24 protein-coding genes are annotated in these 25,421 nt (G+C 38.9%); 14 read left to right on the plus strand and 10 right to left on the minus strand.

All coding sequences use genetic code 11. From position 1 onward, the window contains the following. The first annotated feature begins 10 nt into the window (after positions 1–10). A complete protein-coding gene (locus ACO05G_RS13280; protein WP_421763189.1) occupies positions 11–970 on the plus strand; it encodes a glycosyltransferase in 960 nt (319 codons plus the stop codon). Between the two features lies 1 nt (position 971). Further along, a complete protein-coding gene (locus ACO05G_RS13285) occupies positions 972–1,760 on the plus strand; it encodes a class I SAM-dependent methyltransferase (RefSeq protein ID WP_421763190.1) in 789 nt (262 codons plus the stop codon). 2 nt (positions 1,761–1,762) lie between these two features. Here ACO05G_RS13285 and ACO05G_RS13290 read toward each other — a convergent pair whose 3' ends face one another. Together ACO05G_RS13290 and ACO05G_RS13295 are read right to left on the minus strand one after the other, a co-directional pair. Continuing rightward, positions 1,763–3,082, minus strand: coding sequence for a hypothetical protein (locus ACO05G_RS13290; RefSeq protein WP_421763191.1), 1,320 nt, complete (start codon positions 3,080–3,082; stop codon positions 1,763–1,765). Continuing rightward, entirely contained in the window at positions 3,072–3,956 is an 885-nt protein-coding gene (locus tag ACO05G_RS13295; RefSeq protein WP_421763192.1) for a class I SAM-dependent methyltransferase, read from the minus strand. Before ACO05G_RS13295 ends, ACO05G_RS13290 begins: the two co-directional genes overlap by 11 nt. Positions 3,957–4,150: 194 nt before the next feature. On the opposite strand from ACO05G_RS13295, the gene asnB reads away from it, so the two are divergent. Further along, positions 4,151–6,010: an asparagine synthase (glutamine-hydrolyzing) gene (asnB, locus tag ACO05G_RS13300; RefSeq protein ID WP_421763193.1), complete on the plus strand. Its 1,860-nt coding sequence runs from the start codon at positions 4,151–4,153 to the stop codon at positions 6,008–6,010. After that, positions 6,007–7,068 carry a glycosyltransferase family 4 protein gene (locus tag ACO05G_RS13305; protein ID WP_421763194.1) on the plus strand — a complete coding sequence of 354 codons (1,062 nt, stop codon included), beginning with the start codon at positions 6,007–6,009 and terminating at the stop codon, positions 7,066–7,068. Before asnB ends, ACO05G_RS13305 begins: the two co-directional genes overlap by 4 nt. A 141-nt stretch (positions 7,069–7,209) precedes the next feature. On the opposite strand, the gene ACO05G_RS13310 is transcribed toward ACO05G_RS13305, so the two are convergent. Continuing rightward, positions 7,210–8,397, minus strand: coding sequence for a tetratricopeptide repeat protein (locus ACO05G_RS13310; RefSeq protein ID WP_421763195.1), 1,188 nt, complete (start codon positions 8,395–8,397; stop codon positions 7,210–7,212). 15 nt (positions 8,398–8,412) lie between these two features. On the opposite strand from ACO05G_RS13310, the gene ACO05G_RS13315 reads away from it, so the two are divergent. Next, positions 8,413–9,060, plus strand: coding sequence for a hypothetical protein (locus ACO05G_RS13315; RefSeq protein WP_421763196.1), 648 nt, complete (start codon positions 8,413–8,415; stop codon positions 9,058–9,060). A gap of 168 nt (positions 9,061–9,228) precedes the next feature. Continuing rightward, positions 9,229–12,189: a DUF2723 domain-containing protein gene (locus ACO05G_RS13320; protein WP_421763197.1), complete on the plus strand. Its 2,961-nt coding sequence runs from the start codon at positions 9,229–9,231 to the stop codon at positions 12,187–12,189. A 71-nt stretch (positions 12,190–12,260) separates the two neighbouring features. Here the strand turns inward: ACO05G_RS13320 and ACO05G_RS13325 are convergent, their stop codons facing one another. After that, positions 12,261–12,593 carry a T9SS type A sorting domain-containing protein gene (locus tag ACO05G_RS13325; RefSeq protein WP_348281655.1) on the minus strand — a complete coding sequence of 111 codons (333 nt, stop codon included), beginning with the start codon at positions 12,591–12,593 and terminating at the stop codon, positions 12,261–12,263. Positions 12,594–12,850: 257 nt separating this feature from the next. On the opposite strand from ACO05G_RS13325, the gene ACO05G_RS13330 reads away from it, so the two are divergent. Beyond that, entirely contained in the window at positions 12,851–14,767 is a 1,917-nt protein-coding gene (locus ACO05G_RS13330; protein WP_421763198.1) for a DUF3857 domain-containing protein, read from the plus strand. Further along, positions 14,764–16,662: a DUF3857 domain-containing protein gene (locus ACO05G_RS13335; RefSeq protein ID WP_421763199.1), complete on the plus strand. Its 1,899-nt coding sequence runs from the start codon at positions 14,764–14,766 to the stop codon at positions 16,660–16,662. Before ACO05G_RS13330 ends, ACO05G_RS13335 begins: the two co-directional genes overlap by 4 nt. On the opposite strand, the gene ACO05G_RS13340 is transcribed toward ACO05G_RS13335, so the two are convergent. The 6 genes from ACO05G_RS13340 to ACO05G_RS13365 are packed head-to-tail and all read right to left on the minus strand — an operon-like array spanning position 16,659 to position 21,494. Further along, positions 16,659–18,149 (minus strand): NAD(P)H-hydrate dehydratase, encoded by a 1,491-nt coding sequence (locus tag ACO05G_RS13340; protein ID WP_421763200.1) that lies wholly within the window; start codon positions 18,147–18,149, stop codon positions 16,659–16,661. The genes ACO05G_RS13335 and ACO05G_RS13340 overlap by 4 nt on opposite strands. 5 nt (positions 18,150–18,154) lie before the next feature. Beyond that, positions 18,155–19,348, minus strand: a complete 1,194-nt coding sequence (locus ACO05G_RS13345) for an NADH-quinone oxidoreductase subunit D (RefSeq protein WP_421763201.1) — start codon at positions 19,346–19,348, stop codon at positions 18,155–18,157. A 2-nt stretch (positions 19,349–19,350) separates the two neighbouring features. After that, positions 19,351–19,833, minus strand: coding sequence for an NADH-quinone oxidoreductase subunit C (locus ACO05G_RS13350; RefSeq protein WP_421763202.1), 483 nt, complete (start codon positions 19,831–19,833; stop codon positions 19,351–19,353). After that, on the minus strand, positions 19,823–20,365 hold the full coding sequence (locus ACO05G_RS13355; RefSeq protein WP_421763203.1) for an NADH-quinone oxidoreductase subunit B: 543 nt from the start codon (positions 20,363–20,365) through the stop codon (positions 19,823–19,825). The genes ACO05G_RS13350 and ACO05G_RS13355 overlap by 11 nt, the downstream gene beginning before the upstream one ends. Continuing rightward, positions 20,362–20,820, minus strand: a complete 459-nt coding sequence (locus ACO05G_RS13360; RefSeq protein ID WP_421763204.1) for an NADH-quinone oxidoreductase subunit A — start codon at positions 20,818–20,820, stop codon at positions 20,362–20,364. The genes ACO05G_RS13355 and ACO05G_RS13360 overlap by 4 nt, the downstream gene beginning before the upstream one ends. A 44-nt stretch (positions 20,821–20,864) precedes the next feature. Continuing rightward, on the minus strand, positions 20,865–21,494 hold the full coding sequence (locus ACO05G_RS13365) for an LON peptidase substrate-binding domain-containing protein (protein ID WP_421763205.1): 630 nt from the start codon (positions 21,492–21,494) through the stop codon (positions 20,865–20,867). Positions 21,495–21,544: 50 nt separating this feature from the next. Between ACO05G_RS13365 and ACO05G_RS13370 the strand changes: the two genes are divergently transcribed. From ACO05G_RS13370 to ACO05G_RS13395, 6 genes are read left to right on the plus strand one after another with little or no spacing between them, the layout of a single operon-like run. Then, entirely contained in the window at positions 21,545–22,015 is a 471-nt protein-coding gene (locus ACO05G_RS13370; protein WP_421763206.1) for a hypothetical protein, read from the plus strand. A gap of 50 nt (positions 22,016–22,065) precedes the next feature. Then, entirely contained in the window at positions 22,066–23,130 is a 1,065-nt protein-coding gene (gene paaE, locus ACO05G_RS13375; protein ID WP_421763207.1) for a 1,2-phenylacetyl-CoA epoxidase subunit PaaE, read from the plus strand. Positions 23,131–23,188: 58 nt separating this feature from the next. Then, positions 23,189–24,130 carry a 1,2-phenylacetyl-CoA epoxidase subunit PaaA gene (gene paaA, locus ACO05G_RS13380; protein WP_421763208.1) on the plus strand — a complete coding sequence of 314 codons (942 nt, stop codon included), beginning with the start codon at positions 23,189–23,191 and terminating at the stop codon, positions 24,128–24,130. 26 nt (positions 24,131–24,156) lie between these two features. Next, positions 24,157–24,438: a 1,2-phenylacetyl-CoA epoxidase subunit PaaB gene (gene paaB, locus ACO05G_RS13385; protein ID WP_421763209.1), complete on the plus strand. Its 282-nt coding sequence runs from the start codon at positions 24,157–24,159 to the stop codon at positions 24,436–24,438. A gap of 3 nt (positions 24,439–24,441) precedes the next feature. Beyond that, entirely contained in the window at positions 24,442–25,197 is a 756-nt protein-coding gene (gene paaC / locus ACO05G_RS13390; RefSeq protein ID WP_421763210.1) for a 1,2-phenylacetyl-CoA epoxidase subunit PaaC, read from the plus strand. A gap of 1 nt (position 25,198) precedes the next feature. Then, the gene (locus ACO05G_RS13395; RefSeq protein WP_421763211.1) at positions 25,199–25,420 is read left to right on the plus strand and encodes a VOC family protein; all 222 of its coding nucleotides are present in this window, start codon (positions 25,199–25,201) and stop codon (positions 25,418–25,420) included. Position 25,421 lies beyond the last annotated feature (1 nt).

Consider the following 25,421-nt stretch of genomic DNA (forward strand, 5'->3'; position numbering starts at 1 on the left):
TAAAGAGCCAATGGACTTAAGCATTTTGATTGTCACTTTTAATAGCTCCAATTTTATTGAAAGTGCAATTAATTCTATTCAATCCAGTATTACAAAATATACTTACGAAGTAATCATTGTTGATAATAATTCAAGCGATGGAACTCCTCAAATTTTGAAAGACAAATATTCTGATTTAAAACTTATTTTTCAGAACTACAATTATGGATTCGCCAATGGCATGAATAAAGCATTCCAAAGTAGCGAGGGACGGTACATCCTGTCATTCAACCCTGATGCTGAACTTAAAACAGATTCAATTGAACGTGTGATCTCCTATCTTGAATTGAAAGATTCAGTAGGATTGGTTGGTGGAAGCGTTGAGAACAGCGAAGGAGAAATTGAAATGCCAGCCACCGGTCACCCATTGCTCCCTATTCGTTTTTATAAAGGTTTATTTAGACAAACTGCGAATCCAAGCAAAATTAAGTCGATTAAAACTGATGTTATTTGGGGGACCGGTTTAGTTACACGCAGTGATTTATTAGACGATGGTATTTTGTTTCAAGAAGTTTCATTTCTTTTTGGAGAGGAGTACTACCTTGCTAGAAAAATATTATCAAAATCTAAAGAAGTATTGGTTTATCCCGATTTCCGGTTAAAGCATCATAAAAGCGTAAGCTTCAAATTCGATGAGTTTAAAACGATATTAGCCATCAAGTTAAAAGAATGTGCCACCTACAAGATAAACTACAGAAAATACGGCCTATTTCTTTCAAAAGTAGCTTCGTTAGTTTTATCAATAGATTCAATTCTTTTAATTATTAGAGTTTACATAGGATCAATTAGGAAAAAAAACACTACTCTCTCCAAAAGAATGATTAAAAAATATAAGGCGATGTTTATTGTGAGGTTGTACACTCTTTTGATAGGTCACCAATATTGCGCGTCTATAAATAGAACTGCAGAAGCTTATTTTAATAAACAGTAATATGAACTTAAAAAGTAAAATAAGGGCATTTCCAATCATAAAAGATTTGCTTCGAGCGAAGTTTTATTATCAAGCGGGAAAGTCTTTTTTTGAAGATTCTGAATATCAGCGTACCAATAAGTTAATCGACAAGGAGCTTTCAAAAGAACCTTCCAGAACAGAAATCATTAATTATATCCTAAGCCAATTTTCTAGGGATACGAATTACCTCGAAATTGGAGTAAGATACCCCTCTGAAAACTTTGATAAAATAAAGGCAACACGAAAAGTGTCTGTCGATCCTGGTGTAGAGTATGATCTCAATCCCGTTGACTACAAATTGACAAGTGATGAATTTTTCGAAAAATTAAATAATAAAACAATCCTTCAACCTTCATTTAAATTTGATGTCATATTTATTGATGGATTGCATTTAGCAGACCAAGTTGATCGTGACATTAAAAATTCCTTCGATCATCTCAGTCAAGATGGTTTTATTGTTTTACATGACTGTAATCCTCCGACTGAGTGGCATGCAAGATATGATTATTCATTCCGAAAAACACCTGCAGAAAAGTATTGGAATGGTACTACCTGGAAAGCTTTCTTAAAGTGGCGTAAAGAGAAAGCTGTTTTTTCCTGCTGCGTAGATAGTGATTGGGGGGTTGGTGTAATCAGCAAGTATCATCAAATAGGAGATGCGCTTGATAAACCGGAAGAATTCTATGAATTCAATAATTTAATGAACGATCGTCAATCTATGCTCAACTTAGTTAGCTTCGATCAATTTATTGACATGCTCAATAAGTAAGATCAGACTATATAATTAGATGATATTTTTTGAACATTCGTTTTGTAGTAATCCAATAAAAGCAATGACAAAAAAGGCATCATAGGTATCTTATACCTCATCAAGGTTCCAAAATTAAACGTACTAACTCCTACCGCAAACGCGAATAATAAGGTAAATCCTAAACAAAAAACTAAAAATGGATCCTTTAACTTTTGTTTCCATTTTCTTTTTCTGAAAACACGAATGGCTAAAAAAAGAATAATCGTACTCTCTATTGCGCTTAAAAGCATTAGTGGATTTCTCACTTCCCATATATAAGGTCGAAAAAGACTAACATTAATAGCGGCCGGCATTAATTTTACCATGCTTTGCCATGTCCCATCGGGTAAGCCTATGTCATATCCACCATCCCCTCCAGACCTTGCCCCCCAGCCGTATCTGATATCATAAGCAGTAACCGCTGCTTTTTTTGCAATATTATCAATGTTGTACTCATCTGTTGAAGCAAAGTTTACAGCTAAAAAACCCATACCTCCAATAACCGCGAATAGAACTGGTGTTAATAGTACCTTCAACACCATGTTTCTGACTTGCTTAACATATTTGAGATAGATCAAAACAAAAATCACCGGTGCGTAACAAAGCAAAATGTATGACTTGATTCGTAAAATTAAGATTGCCATAAGCACCATAACTATCAGAGACAATAGCCACCTTTTTTTTAAGAAAATTAGATTAAGCAATGACCATGTAATCCAGCCAAGAGCCCCTAAAGTAATAGTATCTTTTAGAATGCCGGATCCCCAGAAAACCACAGAGGGAATAAAAAGTATCGCCACATGTAAGTATTTTACTCCTGAATACCTGTCATTTAAGGCAGAATACATCGCCCATAGCCCACTAAAACTGAAAACGGCAAAAAATAAAGCAGAGGCTGAATAAGTGTGAAAAGTAAAAAGGTCAAAAAATGCCACAATACGAACTACCACATATGAGTGTGTATCGCGGTAGTACCAGATCTTTGATGAAAAGGAATAGGTTTCATCAAATGATCTATTCCCTCCACTGTCCAGCAAAAGTTTCACACCTAGGACCACATCTTCGTTAAAGGCTTCCCATATCCATCTACTCCCATGCTCAAAGTATCCGAAAGTATCCCCTCCCCCATAATAGAATTGATAAATAAGTCCTAATGCAATCGCTCCAATAAAACGGACCCACAATGCTGGAATAAAGAACTTTCGAGTTGTCTTATTAGTAACATAAGGCCTTATCATATACCCCATCAAAGTGAAAAAAATGAGATAAAATGGCGTCAATATCAAATCTTTAATGTCCATTATTGATATAGTATGCTTTAATAGTCATTCCTAAACTTGATATACTAAGAAGAAAGTTTGCAAAGGTTTTAACCCTTCTCATAAATTGATTACCACTCAATACTTGTCTTAATTTTTCATCTTTTGATCCTCGATCAGTAGATCGTTCTTTGGAATTTCCTTGTGATGCATTGATTCTGGAAATGCTTATTCCTGTAGTTATTAACTTCTTTCTTTTAAAACCATTCTTCTTAAACAAATGATTGATTGTTGTCGGAGTATAGTAAGAAAGATGCTCTGGATAGTTTATGATGTTATAAGATGCTCCTAAATAATATCGCATAATAGAATTGTAATTGGGCGTAGTGCAATAAAATAAGCCCCCTTTTCTAAGTAGTTTACCTATTATTTGTAGCTCTTCTTGTGGATTATTAATGTGTTCAATGACTTCAAAGGAGGTTACTACATCGAAAGTCACGTCGCGAAACATGGTTTCATTTAACGCTCCTTCCTCAACCTGAATACCATTCATCCGCATTGATTCCACAGCAGTTTCACTGAACTCCGTTGCGTAAACTTTCCAACCTCTATTTTTAGCCTCATCCAAAAACCATCCTCTACCTGCTCCCACATCCAAAATGGTATTATGTTTTCGATGTTTTTCAAATTGATCCAATAGTTTATTGTAGCTAATTCGCGTTAACGGTGGCAAATAACCTTTAGAAGCATAGGAATAGCTACTGTAGAATTTTGAGAGCTCTTCAATAGAAGGAATTTGTTTCATAAAAACGAATCCGCATCTACCGCATTTAACCAGTCCCTTTTTCTCATATTGCTCACTTAACGTTTTGAGTTTTGGTGAATCGCATACAAGACACTTTTTGTGAGCTTTCATGTTTCAGATTGGATTAATTGAAATCACCATTTAAGATATTTATTATAAATAAATAAGTATTCACATCAAGATTATATCTGAAAAACTATGTGTTGATAATCATGTAGTTTTTTATATCAGAGATTTTTCTCATCTCTTTCAGCAAATAAATAAATACGCATTAACATAGCATCTATATTTCGATTAAATAATCTATGTGTGGCATAACCGGCTATAAAAACTTCTCAAATCGTAATGATTTGGCGCAATCACTAAAAAATGCCACTAAGAGCTTAGTTAAAAGAGGTCCGGACAACAATGCTACCTTTTCCCAAAAATCTGTAGGGCTGGGGCATACCAGGCTGTCAATTCTTGATACGAGTAGTAAGGCTAATCAACCCATGACAGACAAGTCTGGCCGCTACACGTTGGTCTTTAATGGCGAAATTTATAACTATCGGGAGCTGGCTGAGACACTAGCTGTTGAATTAGTAACAACTTCAGATACTGAGGTACTCTTATATCTTCTCATTCAAGACGGGGAAGCTTGTCTTAAAAATTTAAATGGGTTCTTCGCCTTCGCCTTTTATGATTCTGAAGAAGAAACGATTCTGATAGCACGCGATAGAATGGGCATCAAGCCTCTTAATTATTATCATCATGATGATTTTTTTGTGTTTGGATCTGAGATGAAGGCGTTGTTCAACTACCCCATTCCAAAAGAAATCGATCCACATGCGCTCTACTGGTATTTGCGCTTGACTTATTTACCTGACGACCTAAGCATGATCTCGGGAGTAAAAAAATTACTGCCCGGTCATTTCATGAGGATTTCAAACACAGGTGTTGATGTGCAACAATACTGGCATTTAGAAGCTCCGGTTTTATTCAATGGTAACTATGATGACGCAAAAAGTCAGACCGTCAAATTACTGGAGCAATCCGTGGAACGACGAATGATCTCAGATGTCCCATTGGGGTCTTTCCTCAGTGGGGGTACCGATTCATCAGCAGTTGTCTCCATGGCTTCCAAATTTGATTCCAACCTACACACTTTTTCAATTGGATATAAGGATCATTCCTTCTTTGACGAAACGAACTATGCTGAGCTGGTTGCCAAAACATTTAACACAAATCACACGACATTTTCATTAACCAATGATGACCTCCTCAACTGCCTTGACTCAGTTTTAGCATATATCGACGAACCATTTGCGGATTCTTCTGCGATACCCACCTACATACTATCCAATCATGTTAGTAAACATATCAAGGTCGCACTCTCGGGAGATGGAGCTGATGAATTATTTGGAGGCTACTATAAGCACCTCGCATTTCAAAGATCTTCAGAAAAAACAGTCGCCAATCACCTCATTAGGTTAAGTGCACCTATGTTAAAACACCTACCCACTTCCAGATCATCAAAGGCTGGAAACTTAATCCGGCGCGTCGCAAAATTTGCTGAAATAATGAAAATGAAGCCTTTTGAGAAGTATTGGCACCTGGCCTCATTTAACTTGAAAGCAGATCATTATTTGCTAAATCCTCCGGAGAAAAATACGATTGAATCGTTCAAACTGAAATTCGAATCACCTGATGAGAAATTTGAATTGAATGACTTTCTTGATATCGACCTTCAAATGGTTTTGCCAGGGGATATGCTTACCAAAGTGGATTTAATGTCAATGGCTAATAGCCTGGAAGTTCGGGTTCCTTTTTTGGATAAAGAAATGGTCAATTTTGCGCGTTCATTACCACCTCATTACAAAATTGACAAGAATAAAAGGAAGACCGTTCTTCAGGATGCTTTTGAACATATACTTCCCAAAGAACTCCATCATCGATCGAAAAAAGGATTTGAGGTCCCCATGCTTAGTTGGATGAGGAATGAATTGAACGCGTCCCTAAATGAGGTTCTTTTTGATGAAGAATACCTGGAAGAACAACAAATCTTCAACACAACTCAAGTAATGAAGCTGAAGAAAAAGTTATTTTCTCAAAACCCCGAAGATGTTCATACGACCATTTGGTCATTATATGTATTCCAGAAATGGTATAAAAATCACCTCGAATGAGAGCCTTATTCCTTGTTCTTCACCGAAAAGACCGATCCCCCGGTCAAAGATATCGCCACGAGCAGTATCTAAATTACCTTCAGGAAAATGGGATTGAATGTACGATTAGTCCATTACTCGCTACGGAGAAGGAGGATGGTATTTTCTATGGAAATAAGGTGATCCCAAAAATTTGGATTGGATTAAAAGCACTATTCAGAAGATTTAATAGCATCCGAAGAGCTCATACTTTCGATGTGGTCTACATCTACCGGGACGCATTCTTCTTTGGGACGTTTTTCGAAAATTGGCTAAGAAGAAAAAAGATAAAAATCATCTATGATTTTGACGATGCTATCTGGCTAATGGATCAAAATCCTAATCAGGGAATCTTTAACAAACTTAAGAACCCGAAGAAAACAGCAAGTATTTGTAAAATCGCTGACCGGGTAATTGTTGGAAATGAATACCTCGCTAACTACGCATCGAAATTTAATGAAGACGTTGCTATTATTCCGAGCACCATAAATTTCGATGATTATCAATTTGATAAAATCACTAATGATAAAATATGCATTGGTTGGACTGGCAGTTTCTCAACGATTAAGCATTTTGAAACCGTTATTCCAGCGTTAGAAATGCTTAAGGAAAAATACCAAGATAAGATCTACTTCAAGGTCATTGGCGATCCCCAATACACACATGATGCGCTAGGTATTAAAGGAATAAAATGGCAAAGTGAAACCGAGGCTCAGGATCTTTCTGAATTGGCTATTGGATTAATGCCTCTTCCGGACAATGAATGGACCCGTGGTAAATGTGCAATGAAAGGCCTCCAATACATGGCATTGGGAATACCTACCATTATGTCTCCTGTAGGTGTGAATGCAGATATCATCTCGGATGGAAACAATGGATATTTAGCTTCCTCAACCGATGAGTGGGTAGAAAAACTTTCAATCCTAATAGAAGACCAAGTGCTAAGAGAAAAGGTCGGTAAGGCAGGCAAAAAAACGGTAGAAGAAGCATATAGTGTGGAAGCAAATAAAGAAAAATGGCTGAGAGCGTTTCAGTTTTGAGTAATAACTAAATGATAACCATCAAATCAATGTCATCTTTGGCTAAAGGGCCATATTGAGAAGTCTTTATAAGCCGATAAGTGAAATACTCTAACAGATATCTCTCCTTACGTCGAGATGACAAAAAGTTAGTGATTGAGGTCACAAACCTTTTAATCTTTCTCTGGCTGTCTTATGAGCAGAATGACTTCTCTTTGCTGCCTTCTTAACTCTCCTATAATAATCTTTAGCCAAATCCTTATCCGCTTCTTTTTCGGCAATTGCACCCAGGTGGAGCAAACTATAAAAGTAATAACCCATCTTAGTTGCATCTGCTTTTTCAGCGTATTTCATTCCTTTCTCGTAGTATGACTTAGCCACATCATATTTCTGCCTGATCTCATTTATATGCCCAAGAAAGAAACACGCATATCTTCCACTATTCTCTTCGTATCCAGTTTGTCCTGATTCTATATTTTTTAATATTTCGAGTGATTCTTTTTCAGCGGTTCCATATCTCCCGGATTGATACAAAAGTCGGGTATAGTAACGGTGGAAATAGGCATTATTTGGAAACTGTTTGTGTAGGTATCCTCCCACCTGAATCGCTCCCGTAATATCATTTTCTTCGGAAGCTAAAATACGCATCAGGTAATATTGAGCCTCTGTCCGTGAATAGAAAGCGTTTCGCGCTACTTCCTTCAGTTGCTCGATTCCTTTCTCTTTATCCCCTTCCGGGAAAAAAATCATTATCGGGCGCAAGAGTGGGTACTCTTCCCTAATCCATTCAGCGTAATAATTGAAAAGTGCGTCTCCAAACAAAAGCTCGGGACTGTAGGTCTCATAGCCTTGACACTCTTTTAAATATTTGAGTGATCGGCTACCGGCAAGTGCTGCCTTTCGGTATTCAAACCTTTCGGAATAAAGCCTCCCTTCAAATGCATACGCTGCAGCCAGAAAAAATGCGCCTTCTATCTCGTTGTAATTATCACGCACATTTTCGGCAAGCATCTTAGTCGTATCCATGTAGGCAATAAACTCCTCATCCCACTTTTCATTTTTATAGTTTGGAACGATACGCCACCAATAGTTTAAACCTTTTAACAAATAAGGCAATGGATGCCACGGATACTGTTTTTGTAAATAATTAAAATGACTGTGTGCTTTCTTAAATTCGAAATTATACATCGAGTTTATAGCCTCAGTAGCTTCAATTTGAATAAAAGGATTAATCAGCAAGCTATAGCGTGCACTATCACCATCCGCCAGCCCTTCCGGCCGCTGAGCATTCAGCTTCACCGAGAATAGGAATAGCACAAGCAGGGTGATATTTTTGACGTGTAATTTCATCTGACGCAAATCTAAATGACCGAAAGATTAACCAAATACCGAAAGCGATTTATTGAAGAATGGTTCGAGTTTAACGGCACTGGTATGTTCCTTATTATTTGCCTCACATACATCGCACTGCTTTTTGTTAAGAGAGTTTTCATCATTGATTCAATTGCTGCATTTGAAATTCTGAATGAACGCGGAGACATTTGGGTTTTCGATATTTTGTATGCCGTCCAATATTTAAGTGTTCCAATTTTCCTGGCCTGGAAATGGACCTGGACTACACTCACTATATGGATTGGCTCGTTCATGTTTGGTTATCGGCTTCATTTTAATCAATTATGGAAGATGGTCATGCTGGCAGAAATTGTCTTTTTTCTTCCAGAAATAGTCAAGGTGCTTTGGTTTACACTTTTCTATACAGACCCGGACTATAACGATTACATGGCGTTCTATCCATTTTCGTTGATTAATTTGGTTGATTACACACAAATCGGTCCAAAGTGGCACTATCCATTAAAATCAATTAACATATTCGAACTACTTTATTGGCCCGTACTGGTATTGGGTATCTATTTCTTAAGCGGCAAAAAATTAAGAATATCCTGCTATATCATCTTGAGCACCTATGTTTTGTTCTTTTTTGTCTGGCTGTTGTTCTATGCGGCAGTCTATTGATTAAAAAATGTTAAAATCCAATCTCAGTGCTGATATGATCGTATATCACAGCTATTGATAGACATTTTTCAATACCTTGCGCAACATTTAGTTCTTGTAAATCCAACATGATAATTCCCCGATATCTTCGGGTTAATTGCTAATTTCGCCCTTCACATAAATTCAACTATGGGATACCAAAAGATTAACATCATCACAGGCTGGGTAGCTTTTTTAATTGCTTTAGTTACTTATTGTCTTACTGTAGAGCCTACGGCAAGTTTTTGGGATGCAGGAGAGTTTATTGCCTGTTCGTATAAGCTTGAAGTTCCCCATCCTCCGGGCGCTCCATTTTTCCTTCTGACTGGTCGCATGTTTTCCATGCTGGCTGGAGGAGACGTGACACAGGTAGCATTTTGGGTCAACATGCTCAGCGTAATGAGTAGTGCATTCTTCGTGTTATTCATTTTTTGGTCAATCACACATCTGGCGAAAAGAGTATTAAAGATCAAAAAAGGAGAAGAGACTGCTGCTGACACAATCGTGATCATGGGAACGGGGCTTGTCGGGGCATTAGCTTGTACATTCTCAGACTCCTTTTGGTTCTCTGCTGTGGAGGCTGAAGTGTATGGTATGTCGGCATTTTTCACCTCCTTCGTTTTTTGGGCTATTCTCAAATGGGAGAATATGTCTCACGAACAAGACCGGGCGAGATGGTTGATACTCATTGCCTACATGATGGGACTCTCTATTGGTGTTCACTTGCTGAATCTGGTCGCTATTCCTGTCCTTGGACTCATTGTGTATTTCAAATATTATGAGAAAGTCACTCGAAAAGGCATCATCTACACGATGGCGATATCCGCTGGGATAGTGTTAATCATCCTTGAAGGAGTTATCCCTGGACTTCCTTCCATTGCAGGGAAAATCGAAATTTTCTTCGTAAACAGTCTGGGTCTTCCATTTGGGTCAGGTGTTATCTTCTTTGGTATTCTGGTAATCGGCGGATTGGTTTATGGCATCTACTATTCCATCAAAAACAATAAGTATGTGTTAAATACATCGCTATTGGCACTTGCATTTATTCTCATAGGATACTCTTCCTATGCTATTGCAGTAATCCGTAGTAATTACAATCCTCCGATTGATGAGAATAATCCGGAAGAAATCATCTCATTCGTTTCCTATTTAAAGCGTGAGCAATACGGAAGCCGTCCTTTATTTAAAGGCCCTTACTACACGGCGGACCTTATCGAGAATAAAAAGGGAGCTCCTGTTTACATGCGAGGGGATGACAAGTATGTGATCAAAGACTACAAAGTGACTCAGGAGTACGATCCTAAGCACACGACCATCCTTCCACGGATGTACAGTTCAGATCCGAATCACATTCGTAAGTACAGACAAGTTACCGGCTTGAAAGATGGTGAAAAACCTAGCTGGGGTGATAACTTTTACTACCTAATTGTACATCAATTAGGTCATCAATATTTCAGGTACTTTATGTGGAATTTCTCTGGTAGGGAACACGACATTCAGGGTGCCGGCTGGGTCGGAATCACCGGAGCTTTTGATGATTTACCGGATGTGCTGGCAAGTAATAAAGGACGTAATATCTATTACGGATTACCACTCTTACTTGGTCTATTTGGAATGTTTGTGCAGTATAAGAAAGACGTTAAGCTCTTTTCAGCAACGGCCCTTCTTTTCTTCATGACCGGAATTGCCATTGTCCTTTATTTGAATACGCCTCCCATTGAACCAAGAGAAAGAGATTATATCTATGCCGGATCCTTTTACATTTTCACGATATGGATAGGATTTGGAGTTTTAGCTCTCTATGATATTTTGAAAAACATTTCAAAGGAAAAGAAAATAGCAGCGGTTCTTGCTTCTGTTATTGGACTAACCATACCTGCCCTCATGGCCAGTGAAAATTGGGATGATCATGACAGGTCAGATCGTTATTTTTCGGTTGATGCGGCTAAAAACTACTTAACTTCAGTTGCCCCAAATGGGATTATCTATACCGGGGGAGATAATGACACTTTTCCACTTTGGTATGCACAAGAAGTAGAAGGTTTCAGAACTGATGCCAGGGTTTTGGTACTCAGTTATTACAATACAGATTGGTACATCCAGCAGTCTGCCCGTCAGGCTTATGAATCAGAGCCGATTCCATATGGCTTACCTATTAAGCATTATCAGCAAGGTGGGCTAAATGACTATTTACCAGTATATGAGAGAGAAGAGTTGAAAGGTAATGCGATCAATGCAAAGCTTCTCCTAAAGTTTATTGAAGATGAGAATCCGGGCTTACAAATCCCCACCTCAATCAGTGCATATAACTCAGTGCCAGCACGAACGCTTTTCTTGGATATCGATACAGAAAAAGCTAAGCAGATTGTCCCTGAAGATATGCAAGACCTGATTGTTGATCAAATGATCCTAAGAATTAAAGGGAGAGCCCTAGAGAAAAAGGATTTAGCATTCCTTGACCTCCTTATCAATTCAAACTGGGAACGACCGATCTATTTGAATAATACGTCTATCGCACAAATGAATATCGATATGCGTGACCATGTGGTTCAGGAGGGAATGGCTTATCGAGTACTTCCGATAAGAAATCCTGATGCCAGATCCGGTTATCCGGTAAATACGGAGGTGATGTATGACAATGTCATGAATAAATTCACCTGGACAAACCTTGACGATCCTGGTGTTTATTATAATCCGGACTATACCGGCTTTGTATTAAACTCCAGATCAACGTTTAATACATTGGCGGAAAATCTAATTAGTGAGGGTGATTATGCAAGAGCTGCTGAGGTACTTAAGAAATGCCTGGAGGTGATGCCGGACGAATCTGTTCCTTTTGACTTCTTCAATGTTCAACAAGTTGATATGCTGTTAAAAGTAGGTGAAGTGGAGCTGGCAGATTATGTTTCTGAAAGAACATCTTCCTATGCTACACAATGGCTGGATTACTATTTTGCAACAGATGGTGCTGACACGAACGAATTGCAAAAGCAAATTCTTTCATTAAATGAGATCGCCAGAGCCTATCGGGCAAATGGAGATAGAGAGAAGGCTGCACAGTATGAAGAGATATTCAATACCTACTATACTCAACTTCAAAGTAGGAACTAAACTTCAGTATCTAATAATGAAAAAGGCTTCAACTAAGTTGAAGCCTTTTTTTATGTCGTTTGTAGTAAAATTTATCGTTTTAAAAACTTATAAGCTTTTTTGAACCGTTTTCCTTCGTCTTTCACGATTAAGAAGTAGTATCCTGTTGCTAAATCTTTGACTGGAATCTTATACTTTCCTCTACCCATCTCCTCAGGTTTTATCTGAAGTTTGTTGCCAATCATGGAATTTAATTCAAATTCAGCATTGGAAAATTCTTCATCAAACTGAACCATGATAAACTCCACGGCAGGATTTGGATAGATGCTGATTTGCGCCTCTTGCGAGTTATCTGATCCATCTTGGGCCAGAGCAGCTCCGCTAAAAATAAGAGCGAACGATAATATGATCAGTTTATTGCGCATTGTACTTCATACAAATTACGCATTTTTTTTTATATAGTTTATAAACAGTAAAAATAAACATCGCTAATTAACGTTACTCAAGGCATTTTTCATTGGATTATTTGATGATTTAATTGATTTAAACCTATTGAGGTAGGTTTTTATAATCCATCGAATAAATTCAATACTTTGTCTAAATTCAAATTTATGTCTAACGCGATTGTCAAATCATGGTAAATGATTTTTATCATTGTGTTTTGAAGTAACCTATCCTTTTTATGAGAAAAATGCTTTTGCTAGTAGCCATTCTGGCAGTTCCTCTTTTTGTTAAGTCCCAGAAGAAAATAAGATTTAATAATTTCGACAAGAGCTATTTTACGATGACTCATTGTCCATATGATTCTTCCGCTGGTGCTTTTTACATTAGTGAATACGGCAAGTCCCGCCTTGACCACAATTACGAAATAGAGTTTACTCACCATGTTATACTGAAGATTTTGACTCCTGAAGAATATGATCGTGGAGACATCAAAATTCGCTATTCTAAAAATGATCGGGTAACGGGCTTTGAAGCAGTAGCCTACAACATGGTTGATGGTCAAGTAGTGGAAAGTAAATTGAGACGCAAAGATGCAATCATCGAAAGCGTAAATGATAATACTAAAAGCTTCAATTTTACTTTCCCGAATATTAAGGAAGGAACGATAATTGAGTACAGTTACAAAGTAAATTATGGATCCATTGTCAGACTCAACACCTGGCATTTTCAAACATCCATCCCTGTTATAAAAAGTCAATATGAGGTGATCATCCCCACATACTTTAAGTATGAAAGAATGTATCAAGGGTATTTTCCCTTAAAAACCGCAGATGTTAAATACGACATCCTTCCTATTGCCTCAGGTGTAACTGCCAATCATCAAATTCATAATTATGTAGCTCAGAATGTACCCGCATTCAAAAATGAGCCCTACCTCACAACCAGAGAAGATTATGTCAGTAAAATTGATTTTGAACTCAAACGCTACGACCTACCTGACAGGCCACCAAAAATATTTATTCCGGAGAGTTTTATGGCTATTGGAAAGCAGTACTATGAAAACGACTATTGGCACGGGAGTGTGACTGATTCAAAATATACCCGCGATGTGGTAGAGGTGCTAAAAAGTACAAGTACTGACCAGATGCAATTGGTTGAGAGTATCTATTATTATGTTAGAGACAACTTTGAGGAAGACTATGATGTAGATCTCTCTACTCAAAAGAAAGTATTCCAGGAAAAGAAAGGAACTGCTAATCAAATCAACAAAGTGCTTGCTGCCATGCTCAATGAGGCAGGTATCGAAACTAATCTGGTTCGGATAAGCACCAGGAAAAACGGAAGAGTATGGAAGCACATTGCCATTGATCGCCAGTTTAATCATACACTCGTACAAGCTATGGTAGATGGCGAGCGAATTTTGATGGATGCAACGGAAGAAAACATTCCATTTAAAGTACTTCCAGATTATTGCTTAAATGGTGAGGGTCTACTCATAAGCATGGATCCTCAATGGGTTCCTTTAGAAGCGAACAAAAACAACTCAATTACTTACGGAGGCTCATTTGAACTTACCGATGGTCTGTTAGTCGGTGAGTTTGCTAAAAAAAGAGCCGGTTATTATGCGTGGGATTTCCTGGATGAAAAAGATGATGTGGATGAATATAAAAAAGAGTTTGATGAGAACATGGAAACGTGGATCATTGACACTCATGAAGTGAGTAACCTTGAAGATGATCAGGTGATTGATGAAAAACTTGAGGTTGAAATCGAGGGGAAAATAGATGATTTGGGCGATGTTTTGTATTTGAATCCGATCATTTATAATCAGCTGGAAGAAAATCCATTTAAAGCTGAAAGCAGGAACTTTCCAATTAATTATGGCTATCCTACCAGTGAGACTCATTACTACCAAATAAACTTAGGAGATGAATATGAAGTTGTGGAACTTCCTAAACCACTTACGATAGCACTTCCTAATAATGGTGGGAAGTTAATTTTCAATGTCGCCCAAAATGGCAACATGATCACGTTACTCTGTCGCACACAAATAAATGAGATTGAATTTCCGGCAGAGCAATATCCGTATCTGCGAGAGTTTTACGCTCAAAAAATTGAAAAACAAGGTGAGCAAATTGTACTAAGAAGAAAATGAAATATTTAAGCCTGTTCTCTGTATTTTTTGTATCTGTATTCCTCGATGGGTATTCACAGAATTATTCGATTGAAACCATATCGCCGCAACTTAAAGATGGAGTAGATGCAGTCACCAGATATCATTCAGGCTCATTTGAAATACTTTCTATTAATAAGGCAAAGTACTCAACCAAAAGAGTAATAACCATCTTTAATAAAGATGGAAATCACAATGCATTGTTAAGCGTGTTTTATGACAACTTAAGAAACATTAACAGTCTCCAGGCATTAAAATATGACTCTAATGGGGAGCGGGTGGAAAAAATCAAAAAGTCTGATTTTAGAGATGAAAGCGCAGTTTCAGGAGGAACATTTTTTGATGACAGCAGAGTTCTTTGGTACGATTTAAGGCAAGATGAATTTCCGTACACTATCGAATATGAATATGAGATATCTTACAAATTTCTCTATAGTATACCGGATTGGCATTTTATTGACGCATACGACGAAAGCGTAGAGTTTTCTACTTACAGTGTCAAAAGCCCTGAATCTTTAGCCCCTCGTCACAAAACCTCAAACGCAAATGACCCGCTAATCACCAAAGAAGATGGGTCTGTTGTTATCAATTGGACAGAAAAAAATATATCAGCCATTTCTTTCGAGCCTTATAGCTCGCCATTGAGTGATGTTGCTCCAAAAGTGATTCTCTCACCTTCAACTTTTCAATTCGAGGGGTACCAAGGTGATATGTCCACCTGGAGTGGGGTGGCTCAGTGGCAGAATAGTCTAAATGCCGGAAGGGAAGAGCTTCCTACAGAAACCGTTCAGAAGTTAAAAAACATGACTTCTGGCATGTCAGATTATGAGAAGATTAAGGCGGTTTATGAATATGTTCAAGAAAACACCAGGTATGTAAGTCTTCAATTGGGAATAGGTGGATTTCAGCCCTTTCCAGCAAAGTTTGTAGATGAAGAAGGATATGGGGATTGTAAAGCCCTAAGCTTTTACACGCAATCATTACTTAAGTCAGTTGGCATTAAATCTCATTACACATGGGTTTCAGCTGGAAATAATCCTCCAAGTGTTGATCCAGATTTTCCAAATGACACTTTCAACCACATTATCCTCTGTGTTCCAAATCAGGGCGATACCGTATGGTTAGAATGCACCAGCCAGATTATGCCTTTTGGTTTTCTGGGAGACTTCACCAGCGATAGAGATGTTTTTGTTGTGACGGAAGATGGCGGTAAAATTGTTAGAACCCCTGCTTATAGCTTAGAGGATAATTTCCAGATCATAAAATCTGAGGTTGAGTTGTTCGAGGATGGTAATGCTCGAATAAGTAGTAATATTCAATACTCCGGGCTAAAATATGATAACCTGGTAGGCGTCTTGAATTCGGGTGAAGAGAAGCAAAAAAAGTGGCTCGAACGTAATATTAAAATTTCTTCATTTATCCTTAAGGAATTTGAATTTCAGAATAATAAAAATCAAATACCTACAGCGAATCTCGATGCGGTCTTGGTGGCTAGAAACTTGACTAGCAAGTCCGGAACCAGATACTTTCTCCAACCAAATCTCATGAATAAAAATCGGTTCATTCCCAACAAAGACAGCAATAGAGAACGGAAGATCAATATAAATTATGAAACGGCGGAGACCGATTCTATTTTCTATACTCTGCCTGAAAGTCATGTGGTTGAAGCCTTTTTTGAACCAGTAGAAATAAGTAGTCAATTTGGAAATTATCGTGCTGAAATATCTCGATTAGAAGATGGTCGTATTCTATACTTTAGATCATTTGAGCAAAATAAAGGACAATTTGATCCTAGTACCTATCAGGATTTTGTTGATTTCCATAAGAAAATAGTCAGAGCAGATAAAAAAAGAATTTCCTTCAAAAAGAAAACTTAATCGTTCAATAATGAGCGAACGGCATTGGGTATATGATCAATGATGTCTGATGCTTGAATCCATGGGGCTTGCAAGTTTCGAATAGCTTCATCACCAGCTAATCCATGAATAAAGACAGCTAGCCTAAGTGCATCAAATGGAACCAATCCTTGGGCCAGGAACGCTCCGACTATGCCAGTCAATACATCACCACTCCCTGCAGTTGCTAAACCGGGATTTCCAGTTGGATTGAAGTACACCTCTCCCGCGCTATTGCAAATAGCAGAAAAAGCACCCTTCAAAACAATATTTAGCTTGTGAGCAAAACAATATTCTCTGAGTTTATCCAGCTTTTCAAAATCATTCTCCCACTCTCCTACCAGCCTCTTAAACTCACCTGGGTGAGGTGTGAATATAGATTCTTCAGGGACCTCCTTAAGCAAATCCTTGTTCTCTGACAGAATATTAAGTGCATCAGCATCTAACACGACAGGCTTTTTATGTGATCTCAGAAAAAGTCGTAATGCCTCTACTGTGTATTTATTTGTTCCCAAACCCGGCCCTACAGCCACAGTGTCATTGGTTTCTGGAATCGACTCTATGAAATCCTGACCTTTATCCACAGAAACCATGGCCTCTGGAATACTTATCTGAGCAACATCAATCCCACATGCAGGTACATGCATATTGATCAGGCCTGCCCCAGCTTTGAAAGCAGCTCGTACACATAGTACAGCAGCACCCATTTTACCAATACTGCCAGCAACTGCAAACAACCTTCCGACTTTATTTTTGTGAGTAAAGGTCGACCGGGCAGGCATGAGATCACGAATTTCTTTAGCCTCTGATAAGTTATAATTGGATGATTGTGCTTCAATAAAAGATTTATCAAGACCAATATCTACAACCCTCCACTGTCCTACATACTTTTCAGACTCAGGAAGAAAAAAAGCCAATTTTGGTGATTGAAAGGAGATGGTATAGTGTGACTCAAAAGCTACCGGCTCGTCTGGAATTGGTTGATCGGCATAAAGCCCGGATGAGATGTCGATCGCAATTCGTTCAGCATTTTGCTCATTTAAGAACTTAACTAAATCGCCATAAACACCGGTTAATGGACGTGAAAGTCCTGAGCCAAACAGACCATCCAGGATGATTGAATCAGGCGCTATAGCTGGGAAGTTATGTTGGTCTTGAATGAGCTCAAATGAAGAAAGTAAATGGAGATTGGTTTTAAAATCGGGGCTTCCTTTTTCTGAGTCTCCAACAATATAAACCTTTACCTTCCATCCTCTTTCAAGAAGCATTCGGGCAATTGCCAGTCCATCTCCACCATTATTTCCAGTTCCACTAAAAACATAAACAGATTTTTTTTCTGGATGAAGACCTAAAAATTTAGTCACAAAAGCCTGACTAGCCCGTTCCATCAAATCAATTGATGATATTGGTTCATTCTTAATAGTGAATTGGTCTGCTTTTCTTATTTGTTCTGAGCTAAGGACTTTCATATCGACTAGCGATCTACTTCACCCATATTTAAATCCATTGATCCCAGAATTGCAAATAAATCCGCTAACATGCATCCTTTACTAATTTCAGCCAATACCGAAAGATTGCTAAAACTTGGCCCTCTTGCCTTGCATCTCAATGGAGTGTCTGCTCTGCCATCGGTTCTGAAGAAAAAACCCAATTCGCCTTTTGGATTCTCAGCTCTAACATAAAAATCCTGTGCTTTCGGTCTGATTTTTTTAGGAACGAGTGCACGAGGGTCAAATTCTTTGGTTCGTTTATGCTCTCCGAGCAGCTTTTCTACACACTGCTCTATCAGCTTTATCGATTGCCAACATTCTTCATATCTCACCCAGTTTCGATCCCAACAATCACCAACAGCCCCCATCTTACCCGTTCCAACAGGCACTTCAAAATCCAGCTCAGGATACACACTATATCCATCCACTTTTCTGAGATCAAATCGTAAGCCCGACCCACGGAGCATTGGGCCTGTAATCCCGTAGTTTATTGCCAAATCTCTTGGCAATACCCCTACATTGGCGGTGCGGTCAATGAAGATTTTGTTATTGATCAATAGATTCTCGCTATCCTTCAGTTTAGGCTTTAAGTAGTCAACAAATTCCTTTGCTCGCTCCTCAAACCCAATAGGTAAATCATAGAATAAACCTCCAACCCATATATAGTTGTACAGCATTCTAGCTCCACTCGCCCACTCTAACATACGAAGGATGTGTTCACGATCTCTCATCATCCAGAGGAACGGGGTAATGGCCCCTATGTCCATTCCAAAGGTCCCAATTGCTATAAAATGAGAGGCAATTCTGTTTAGCTCGGCAACAAGGACTCTTATATATTCAACTCGCTTGGGAATTTCTTTATCTATTCCCAGCATGCGCTCCACTCCCATCACATATGACCATTCATTATTCATGGCTGCCACATAATCCATACGGTCCGTATAGGGTATGGTCTGATTGAATGGTAGCGATTCTGCATGTTTTTCAAAGCATCGGTGCAGATACCCCATATGTGGAACCACGTCTACCACAATCTCCCCGTCAGTTACCACTTCCAATCGTAAAACTCCATGCGTTGATGGGTGCTGGGGACCGAGGTTAATGATCATCTCCTCAGTTTTGAGGTCTGATTCGTTATATTTAAGCGGTTCTGATTTTGTAAGGAAAGACTCTATCATGATTAGTATTTTACTTTAACCTCATGATATTTTTCTTGCTCCACATAGTCTTTTCGAAGTGGGTGTCCTTCCCAATCATCTGGCAACAGAATTCTTCTTAAATCAGGGTGGTTGTTAAACTTTACTCCTAGTAAATCAAAGACTTCTCTTTCATGCCAATCTGCGGTTTTCCATACTTCTGTAACAGAATCTATCTCCGGCCTTTCCCTGTCAATTTTCACCTTAAGCATTAAATGTAGATTGTAGGGAATGCTGTAAAGATTATAGATGATTTCAATGGTCTTTTCCTCTTCCCCGTTATCTAATCCAGTCAAGCAGGATAGAGAATCGAAGTAGAGGTTTTGATTCGAATGAAGGGCTTTACAAAGGTTCAATATTGAATTTGGGTGAATCCATAGTGCCTTAGGGAAGGCTACCTCATCCACATCAACCACTGCACCGGGCATCAGGTCATCAATTATTGATTTGATTTTATCAAACTGCATCCTTCTTCATCAATTTTTCTAATCCTTTTGGTCTCAAAATGGATTCAGTTCTTATTTTCTCCTGCAGTTTCAAAAAGCCGCCTATAAGCGCCTCGGGTCTTGGTGGACAGCCGGGAACATATACATCTACTGGGATAACCCTATCAACTCCCTTCAAGACATGGTAGCCATGCTCCCAATAAGGCCCTCCACAATTGGCACATGACCCCATCGAAATAACATATTTCGGTTCAGCCATCTGTTCGTATAAACGCTTCACCCGATCAGCCATTTTGAATGTAACAGTTCCTGATACGATCATTACGTCTGCCTGACGCGGTGAATTTCTGGGTATAACACCAAACCTATCTAAATCATACGCCGAAGACGCTGTTGACATGAATTCAATCGCGCAACATGCCAAACCAAAGCCAACTGGCCAAAGGCTACTTAAACGAGCCCAGTTTAATAGGTCATCAAGTTTAGAAACGATTATACCGGATTCTCCGGTTTTTAGCTCACCTGCACTAATATTTTCTACTACCTCACTCATTTAAATCTTTCGTATGCAGAATTGGGGATTTTTGACTCATAAGTCAATGATTTTGTTTTGGGTCTCACCCATTCTAACATTCCTTTAGCCCACACATAAACCAACCCTATCAATAAAATGCCAATAAAAATAAATGTCTCTATCATGGAGAATTTCGCCCATAATCCGTTGGTCTCTTTCACCAATTCCTGATCTCCAAAAACAGTCGCCCAGGGAAACAAAAAAACCAGCTCAGCTTCAAAGAGTAAAAAAATTAATGCTACGATATAAAATCGAACATTGAATTGGCCCCAGGCAGTTCCGGATGGCTCTTCACCAGACTCGTAAGTTGTCTGTTTTTCTGCTGTTGGGTTATTGGGTCTAAGAATTTTACCAGCCAGTAAGGTCACCATTAAAAACCCAATACCACCTACCAAAAAAAGCAAAACAGTACCAAAACCACTGATTTCGATCATGATGGGAAATTACCTAATAATTTGGACCAAAAAGGTGGATTGACTTAAAATTTAAGTGGGTCAAGATGCTTGAAATGTCCATTTTGCTTGATTTTCTCTTGCGCATTATTGGCTCGCTCGAGGGCAGGAAGTAAATGCTCCAAATGCTTAATTGCATATTCTATGCGTTCATTCTCCCCTGAGAAATGGAGAAGTTTATATTCCTCTTCAGGTTTGAATCCTATTTTATGTCCAATATCAAAAACAGAGGTGATCGTCGAAACATCGGGTACATCCGTCTCACCAAGCCAACCAAACAAACGTGAAGCCATTTCCTTAAATTGATAAAGCATGCTTAAATCTGTTTCGCCTTCGTCCGTATCAAAATGATCAATCTTGCCTCCGGCATATTCTCTTTCTCCCCAGGGGTTCCAAAAATCGAACACCTGAAATACTTTCAATGCTTTCGTTTTGATATCCATTCTGCCGTCTTCATACATTTTTGAGACCTCAACAATCTCTACTTCAGTACCTAAATCAATTTTATTTAGGACGTATGATGGTATTCCAAAAGTTGCTTTTTGATTCAGGCAATCATTAATCAATGCTTTGTAGCGTGGCTCGAAAATATGAAGGTTTACCGCCTCTCCTGGGAACGCTACGATATTCAACGGAAAAAGGGCAATTTCTTTCATAGGCATGAAAACTCCTAAGTGCAAAAATAGTTTGGTACTTTAGACAAGTCATGAGGATTGTTCGAATAAATAAAGGAAAAGCTATTAATCTGCCATTCAGATTTTTATCTGTTATTTCAGTGGTCTCCTTAACGATTGTATTATTGGATGCGCTTCCTGAACCAATATCTATCTTTATTGTAATCGCAATTGCATCGCTGCTGCCAGCGATATGGTTCGCTACAAATGTTATCATAATTGACGAAGACCATAAGACCATTTTTGACGGTGTATGGACCATGGGGAAAAAGCTTGGAAAACCAGCTAATTACGACACTATTGAAAAAATTTTTATAAATAAAGTCAAGACCAGGCAAACAATGTATTCACTCGCGAACAACCAAAATATAGTGGTGAATCATGAATATCAAGCATTCCTTAAACTAAGCAATGGTGACAAGTATTTTTTAATAAGTCACCCATTGATAGAACGAGTAGAGGAGAAAGTGATGAAAATCAAAGAAAAGCTTGATTTAAAATAAATACATTAATTCGTTTCGATGGTTAGTTTTGCCTGACCCAAAAATTCAATATGGCAAAATTTCACACGCTCAAAGTAAAAGAACTGAAAAGACCAACAGATGAATCTGTTGCTGTAACCTTTGAAGTTCCAGTTGATCTACACGAAGCATTTGCGTTCACACAGGGACAACACCTCACCCTGAAAAAGGATATTGATGGAGAAGACACTCGAAGGTCCTATTCCATTTGTTCATGTCCAATAGATGAGCAATTGACGGTGGCAATAAAAAAACTAGAAGGTGGAAAATTTTCCACGTATGCTAATGACGAGCTTCAAGTTGGTGATGAAATAGAAGTGATGCCTCCACATGGTTCCTTCTACGCGCCATTAGACCCATCCAACGCCAAAACTTATGTAGCGTTTGCAAGTGGTAGTGGAATAACCCCTATTATATCTATCATTGAAACCACTCTGAGAACTGAGCCCGAAAGTGAGTTCACACTTTTCTATGGGAACAGCAGAACAAGCACAATTATTTTTCAAGAAGAGTTAGAAGCACTTAAAAATAGATACATGGGACGTTTTAGTCTCTATCATATTTTGAGTAAAGAAAGACAGGAGTCAGATCTTTTCAACGGTCGAATTAATGGTGAGAAAATTCAGGCATATGCCCGGTTATTTTTTGATACGGATGCCGTAGATCACTACTTCACATGCGGCCCTGAAGATATGATGCTGTCTGTCCAAAGTGAACTTAAAAAGTTAGGCGTTTCAGACGATCGAATCCACCTTGAACTATTTACCTCCCCCGTTGGTAAACTTGGAGGCAAAACCAAAGAAGTAAAACATGATACAGCACATGCCGAAATAACCATTGTGCTTGATGGGAATAGCATGACATTTCCTTACGATTCTGACAAGTCGATTTTAGATGTAGCATTCGATAATGGAGCTGATCTACCATACGCTTGTAAAGGGGGAGTGTGTAGCACTTGTGTTTGCAAACTGGAGGAAGGAGAGGTTGAGATGGATGTGAATTACGCCCTAGAACCAGACGAGCTGGAAAGAGGTTTAGTACTCAGCTGCCAGTCTTTTCCAAAGACCGACAAGGTAAAGCTGAATTTTGATGTTTAATTACCTAACAAAGGGTAATTCATACGTGTTAAGTAACTTTGAAACAAAGGATTAGAAGATGGATATAAAGAGTTTAGAAGATCGATTCAATGAGAAGATAGATCAGGATGTTCGAATAGAGCCGAAAGATTGGATGCCTGACAACTATCGAAAGACACTCATTCGTCAGATTTCGCAACATGCCCACTCTGAAATTGTAGGGATGCTGCCCGAAGCAAATTGGATTTCCAGAGCGCCTACGCTACGCAGAAAAGCCGCTGCTTTAGCCAAAGTACAAGACGAAGCGGGTCATGGACTTTATCTGTATAGTGCATGTGAAACACTGGGAGTCGAAAGAGATCAATTGCTTCAGGACTTACATTCCGGTAAAGCAAAATATTCCTCCATTTTTAATTATCCTACCCTCACCTGGGCAGATATGGGTGCAATCGGGTGGTTAGTTGATGGTGCAGCTATCATGAACCAAGTCCCCTTGTGCAGGGCGTCTTATGGCCCTTATGCGCGAGCCATGGTTCGCGTCTGCAAGGAAGAATCTTTTCACCAAAGACAAGGATTTGAAATCATGCTTACGCTCTGCAGGGGTTCTGAAGAGCAGAAGAAAATGGCACAAGATGCACTTAACAGATGGTGGTGGCCTTCTTTAATGATGTTTGGACCTACTGATGAAGCTTCTACACACACCGAGCAATCAATGAGATGGGGAATCAAGCGATTTACAAATGATGAATTACGTCAGAAGTTTGTTGATGCGACTAAACCTCAAGCAGATCTTTTGGGCATCACCATTCCAGACAAAGATCTGAAGTGGAATGAAGAGAGAGGCCATCATGATTTTGGAAAGATCAATTGGGAAGAATTTTTCAATGTGATTAAAGGAAATGGACCTTGCAATAAGCAACGAATCGACGCAAGAAAAAATGCGTACGACCAAGGAGCCTGGGTACGGGATGCAGCTGCTGCTCATGCAGAAAAGAAAGCAAAACGACAAGCAGCCGCATAATTACTACAACTACTAAATCTAAACCGATGAAAAATTGGCCACTATGGGAAATCTTCATTAGAAGTAAAGCTGGACTAAATCACAAGCATGTGGGTAGTTTACATGCCACTGATGAGGAAATGGCAATTCAAAATGCTAGAGATGTTTATACCCGAAGAAATGAAGGTGTGAGTATTTGGGTAGTAAAATCAGAATTCATTACGGCTTCTGACCCGGATGATTCAGATCCACTTTACGAGCCAGCAAAGGATAAGGTATATCGTCATCCGACATTCTATGATTTGCCGGATGAAGTAAAACACATGTAATTGATGAAAGACGAGAATCTATATAACTACGTTCTCCAACATGCAGACAATTGCCTGATATTGGGGCAGCGATTGGGTGAATGGTGTGGGCATGGACCCATCCTTGAACAAGACATTGCCATGACAAATATCAGTCTCGATCTCATCGGTCAGGCACGCATGTGGTACCAATATGCAGCAGAGATTCAAGGTGAAGGAAAGACAGAGGATGATATTGCTTATTTAAGAGATGCCTGGGGCTATCGCAATGTTTTACTTGCAGAGCAACCAAACGGCGACTTTGCTCAGACAATCTTTCGACAGTTTCTGTATGACACGTATAGCTGTTATTTCTATGAAGCGCTGATGAATAGTTCTGATGAACGACTGGCAGCCATTTCGGCAAAATCCCATAAAGAAGCACTTTATCACATCAAATGGAGCAGTGATTGGGTCATTAGACTGGGAGATGGTACGGAAGAGAGCCATGACCGAATGAATGCTGCAGTTGAAGAATTATGGTCCTATGCTGGTGAGCTCACTAAACCAAATGAAACCGAAGTAAAAGCACTTGAAGAAGGTTACGGAGTAGACCTATCCGCTTTGAAAGAAAGACGGGATGCTAAGATTAAAGAAATCATGACTGAAGCAACTCTAGAAGTACCTGAAAGTACCTATACGCATGAAGGCGGAAAAGATGGGCGTCATTCGGAACACTTAGGATATATACTTGCTGACCTTCAATTTTTGCAGCGCGCATATCCGGGGTTAGAATGGTAAGATGAATCTCAATCAAGTAACCGTACCTTCTCGTGATGAGGTCAAAGCAATCTCATTCTATGAGAAGTTAGGATTTAAACTTATTGTTCATACCCACGATAAATATGCAAGATTTGAATGTCCTGAGGGTGATTCAACCTTTTCCATTCACTTTACCAATGACATTTCTACCGGTAATGTCCCAATTATTTATTTCGAATGCGACGATCTAGATGAAGAGTAGA

Origin of the sequence: Ekhidna sp., assembly GCF_965227465.1 — a bacterium.
Classification (GTDB): domain Bacteria; phylum Bacteroidota; class Bacteroidia; order Cytophagales; family Cyclobacteriaceae; genus Ekhidna.

Bases quoted from the DNA above. Each gene is read 5' to 3' on its own strand.
- ACO05G_RS13280 (WP_421763189.1), top strand. From the start codon at position 11: ATGGACTTAAGCATTTTGATTGTCACTTTTAATAGCTCCAATTTTATT.
- ACO05G_RS13285 (WP_421763190.1), top strand. From the start codon at position 972: ATGAACTTAAAAAGTAAAATAAGGGCATTTCCAATCATAAAAGATTTG.
- ACO05G_RS13290 (WP_421763191.1), bottom strand. From the start codon at position 3,082: ATGGACATTAAAGATTTGATATTGACGCCATTTTATCTCATTTTTTTC.
- ACO05G_RS13295 (WP_421763192.1), bottom strand. From the start codon at position 3,956: ATGAAAGCTCACAAAAAGTGTCTTGTATGCGATTCACCAAAACTCAAA.
- asnB (WP_421763193.1), top strand. From the start codon at position 4,151: ATGTGTGGCATAACCGGCTATAAAAACTTCTCAAATCGTAATGATTTG.
- ACO05G_RS13305 (WP_421763194.1), top strand. From the start codon at position 6,007: ATGAGAGCCTTATTCCTTGTTCTTCACCGAAAAGACCGATCCCCCGGT.
- ACO05G_RS13310 (WP_421763195.1), bottom strand. From the start codon at position 8,397: ATGAAATTACACGTCAAAAATATCACCCTGCTTGTGCTATTCCTATTC.
- ACO05G_RS13315 (WP_421763196.1), top strand. From the start codon at position 8,413: ATGACCGAAAGATTAACCAAATACCGAAAGCGATTTATTGAAGAATGG.
- ACO05G_RS13320 (WP_421763197.1), top strand. From the start codon at position 9,229: ATGGGATACCAAAAGATTAACATCATCACAGGCTGGGTAGCTTTTTTA.
- ACO05G_RS13325 (WP_348281655.1), bottom strand. From the start codon at position 12,593: ATGCGCAATAAACTGATCATATTATCGTTCGCTCTTATTTTTAGCGGA.
- ACO05G_RS13330 (WP_421763198.1), top strand. From the start codon at position 12,851: ATGAGAAAAATGCTTTTGCTAGTAGCCATTCTGGCAGTTCCTCTTTTT.
- ACO05G_RS13335 (WP_421763199.1), top strand. From the start codon at position 14,764: ATGAAATATTTAAGCCTGTTCTCTGTATTTTTTGTATCTGTATTCCTC.
- ACO05G_RS13340 (WP_421763200.1), bottom strand. From the start codon at position 18,149: ATGAAAGTCCTTAGCTCAGAACAAATAAGAAAAGCAGACCAATTCACT.
- ACO05G_RS13345 (WP_421763201.1), bottom strand. From the start codon at position 19,348: ATGATAGAGTCTTTCCTTACAAAATCAGAACCGCTTAAATATAACGAA.
- ACO05G_RS13350 (WP_421763202.1), bottom strand. From the start codon at position 19,833: ATGCAGTTTGATAAAATCAAATCAATAATTGATGACCTGATGCCCGGT.
- ACO05G_RS13355 (WP_421763203.1), bottom strand. From the start codon at position 20,365: ATGAGTGAGGTAGTAGAAAATATTAGTGCAGGTGAGCTAAAAACCGGA.
- ACO05G_RS13360 (WP_421763204.1), bottom strand. From the start codon at position 20,820: ATGATCGAAATCAGTGGTTTTGGTACTGTTTTGCTTTTTTTGGTAGGT.
- ACO05G_RS13365 (WP_421763205.1), bottom strand. From the start codon at position 21,494: ATGAAAGAAATTGCCCTTTTTCCGTTGAATATCGTAGCGTTCCCAGGA.
- ACO05G_RS13370 (WP_421763206.1), top strand. From the start codon at position 21,545: ATGAGGATTGTTCGAATAAATAAAGGAAAAGCTATTAATCTGCCATTC.
- paaE (WP_421763207.1), top strand. From the start codon at position 22,066: ATGGCAAAATTTCACACGCTCAAAGTAAAAGAACTGAAAAGACCAACA.
- paaA (WP_421763208.1), top strand. From the start codon at position 23,189: ATGGATATAAAGAGTTTAGAAGATCGATTCAATGAGAAGATAGATCAG.
- paaB (WP_421763209.1), top strand. From the start codon at position 24,157: ATGAAAAATTGGCCACTATGGGAAATCTTCATTAGAAGTAAAGCTGGA.
- paaC (WP_421763210.1), top strand. From the start codon at position 24,442: ATGAAAGACGAGAATCTATATAACTACGTTCTCCAACATGCAGACAAT.
- ACO05G_RS13395 (WP_421763211.1), top strand. From the start codon at position 25,199: ATGAATCTCAATCAAGTAACCGTACCTTCTCGTGATGAGGTCAAAGCA.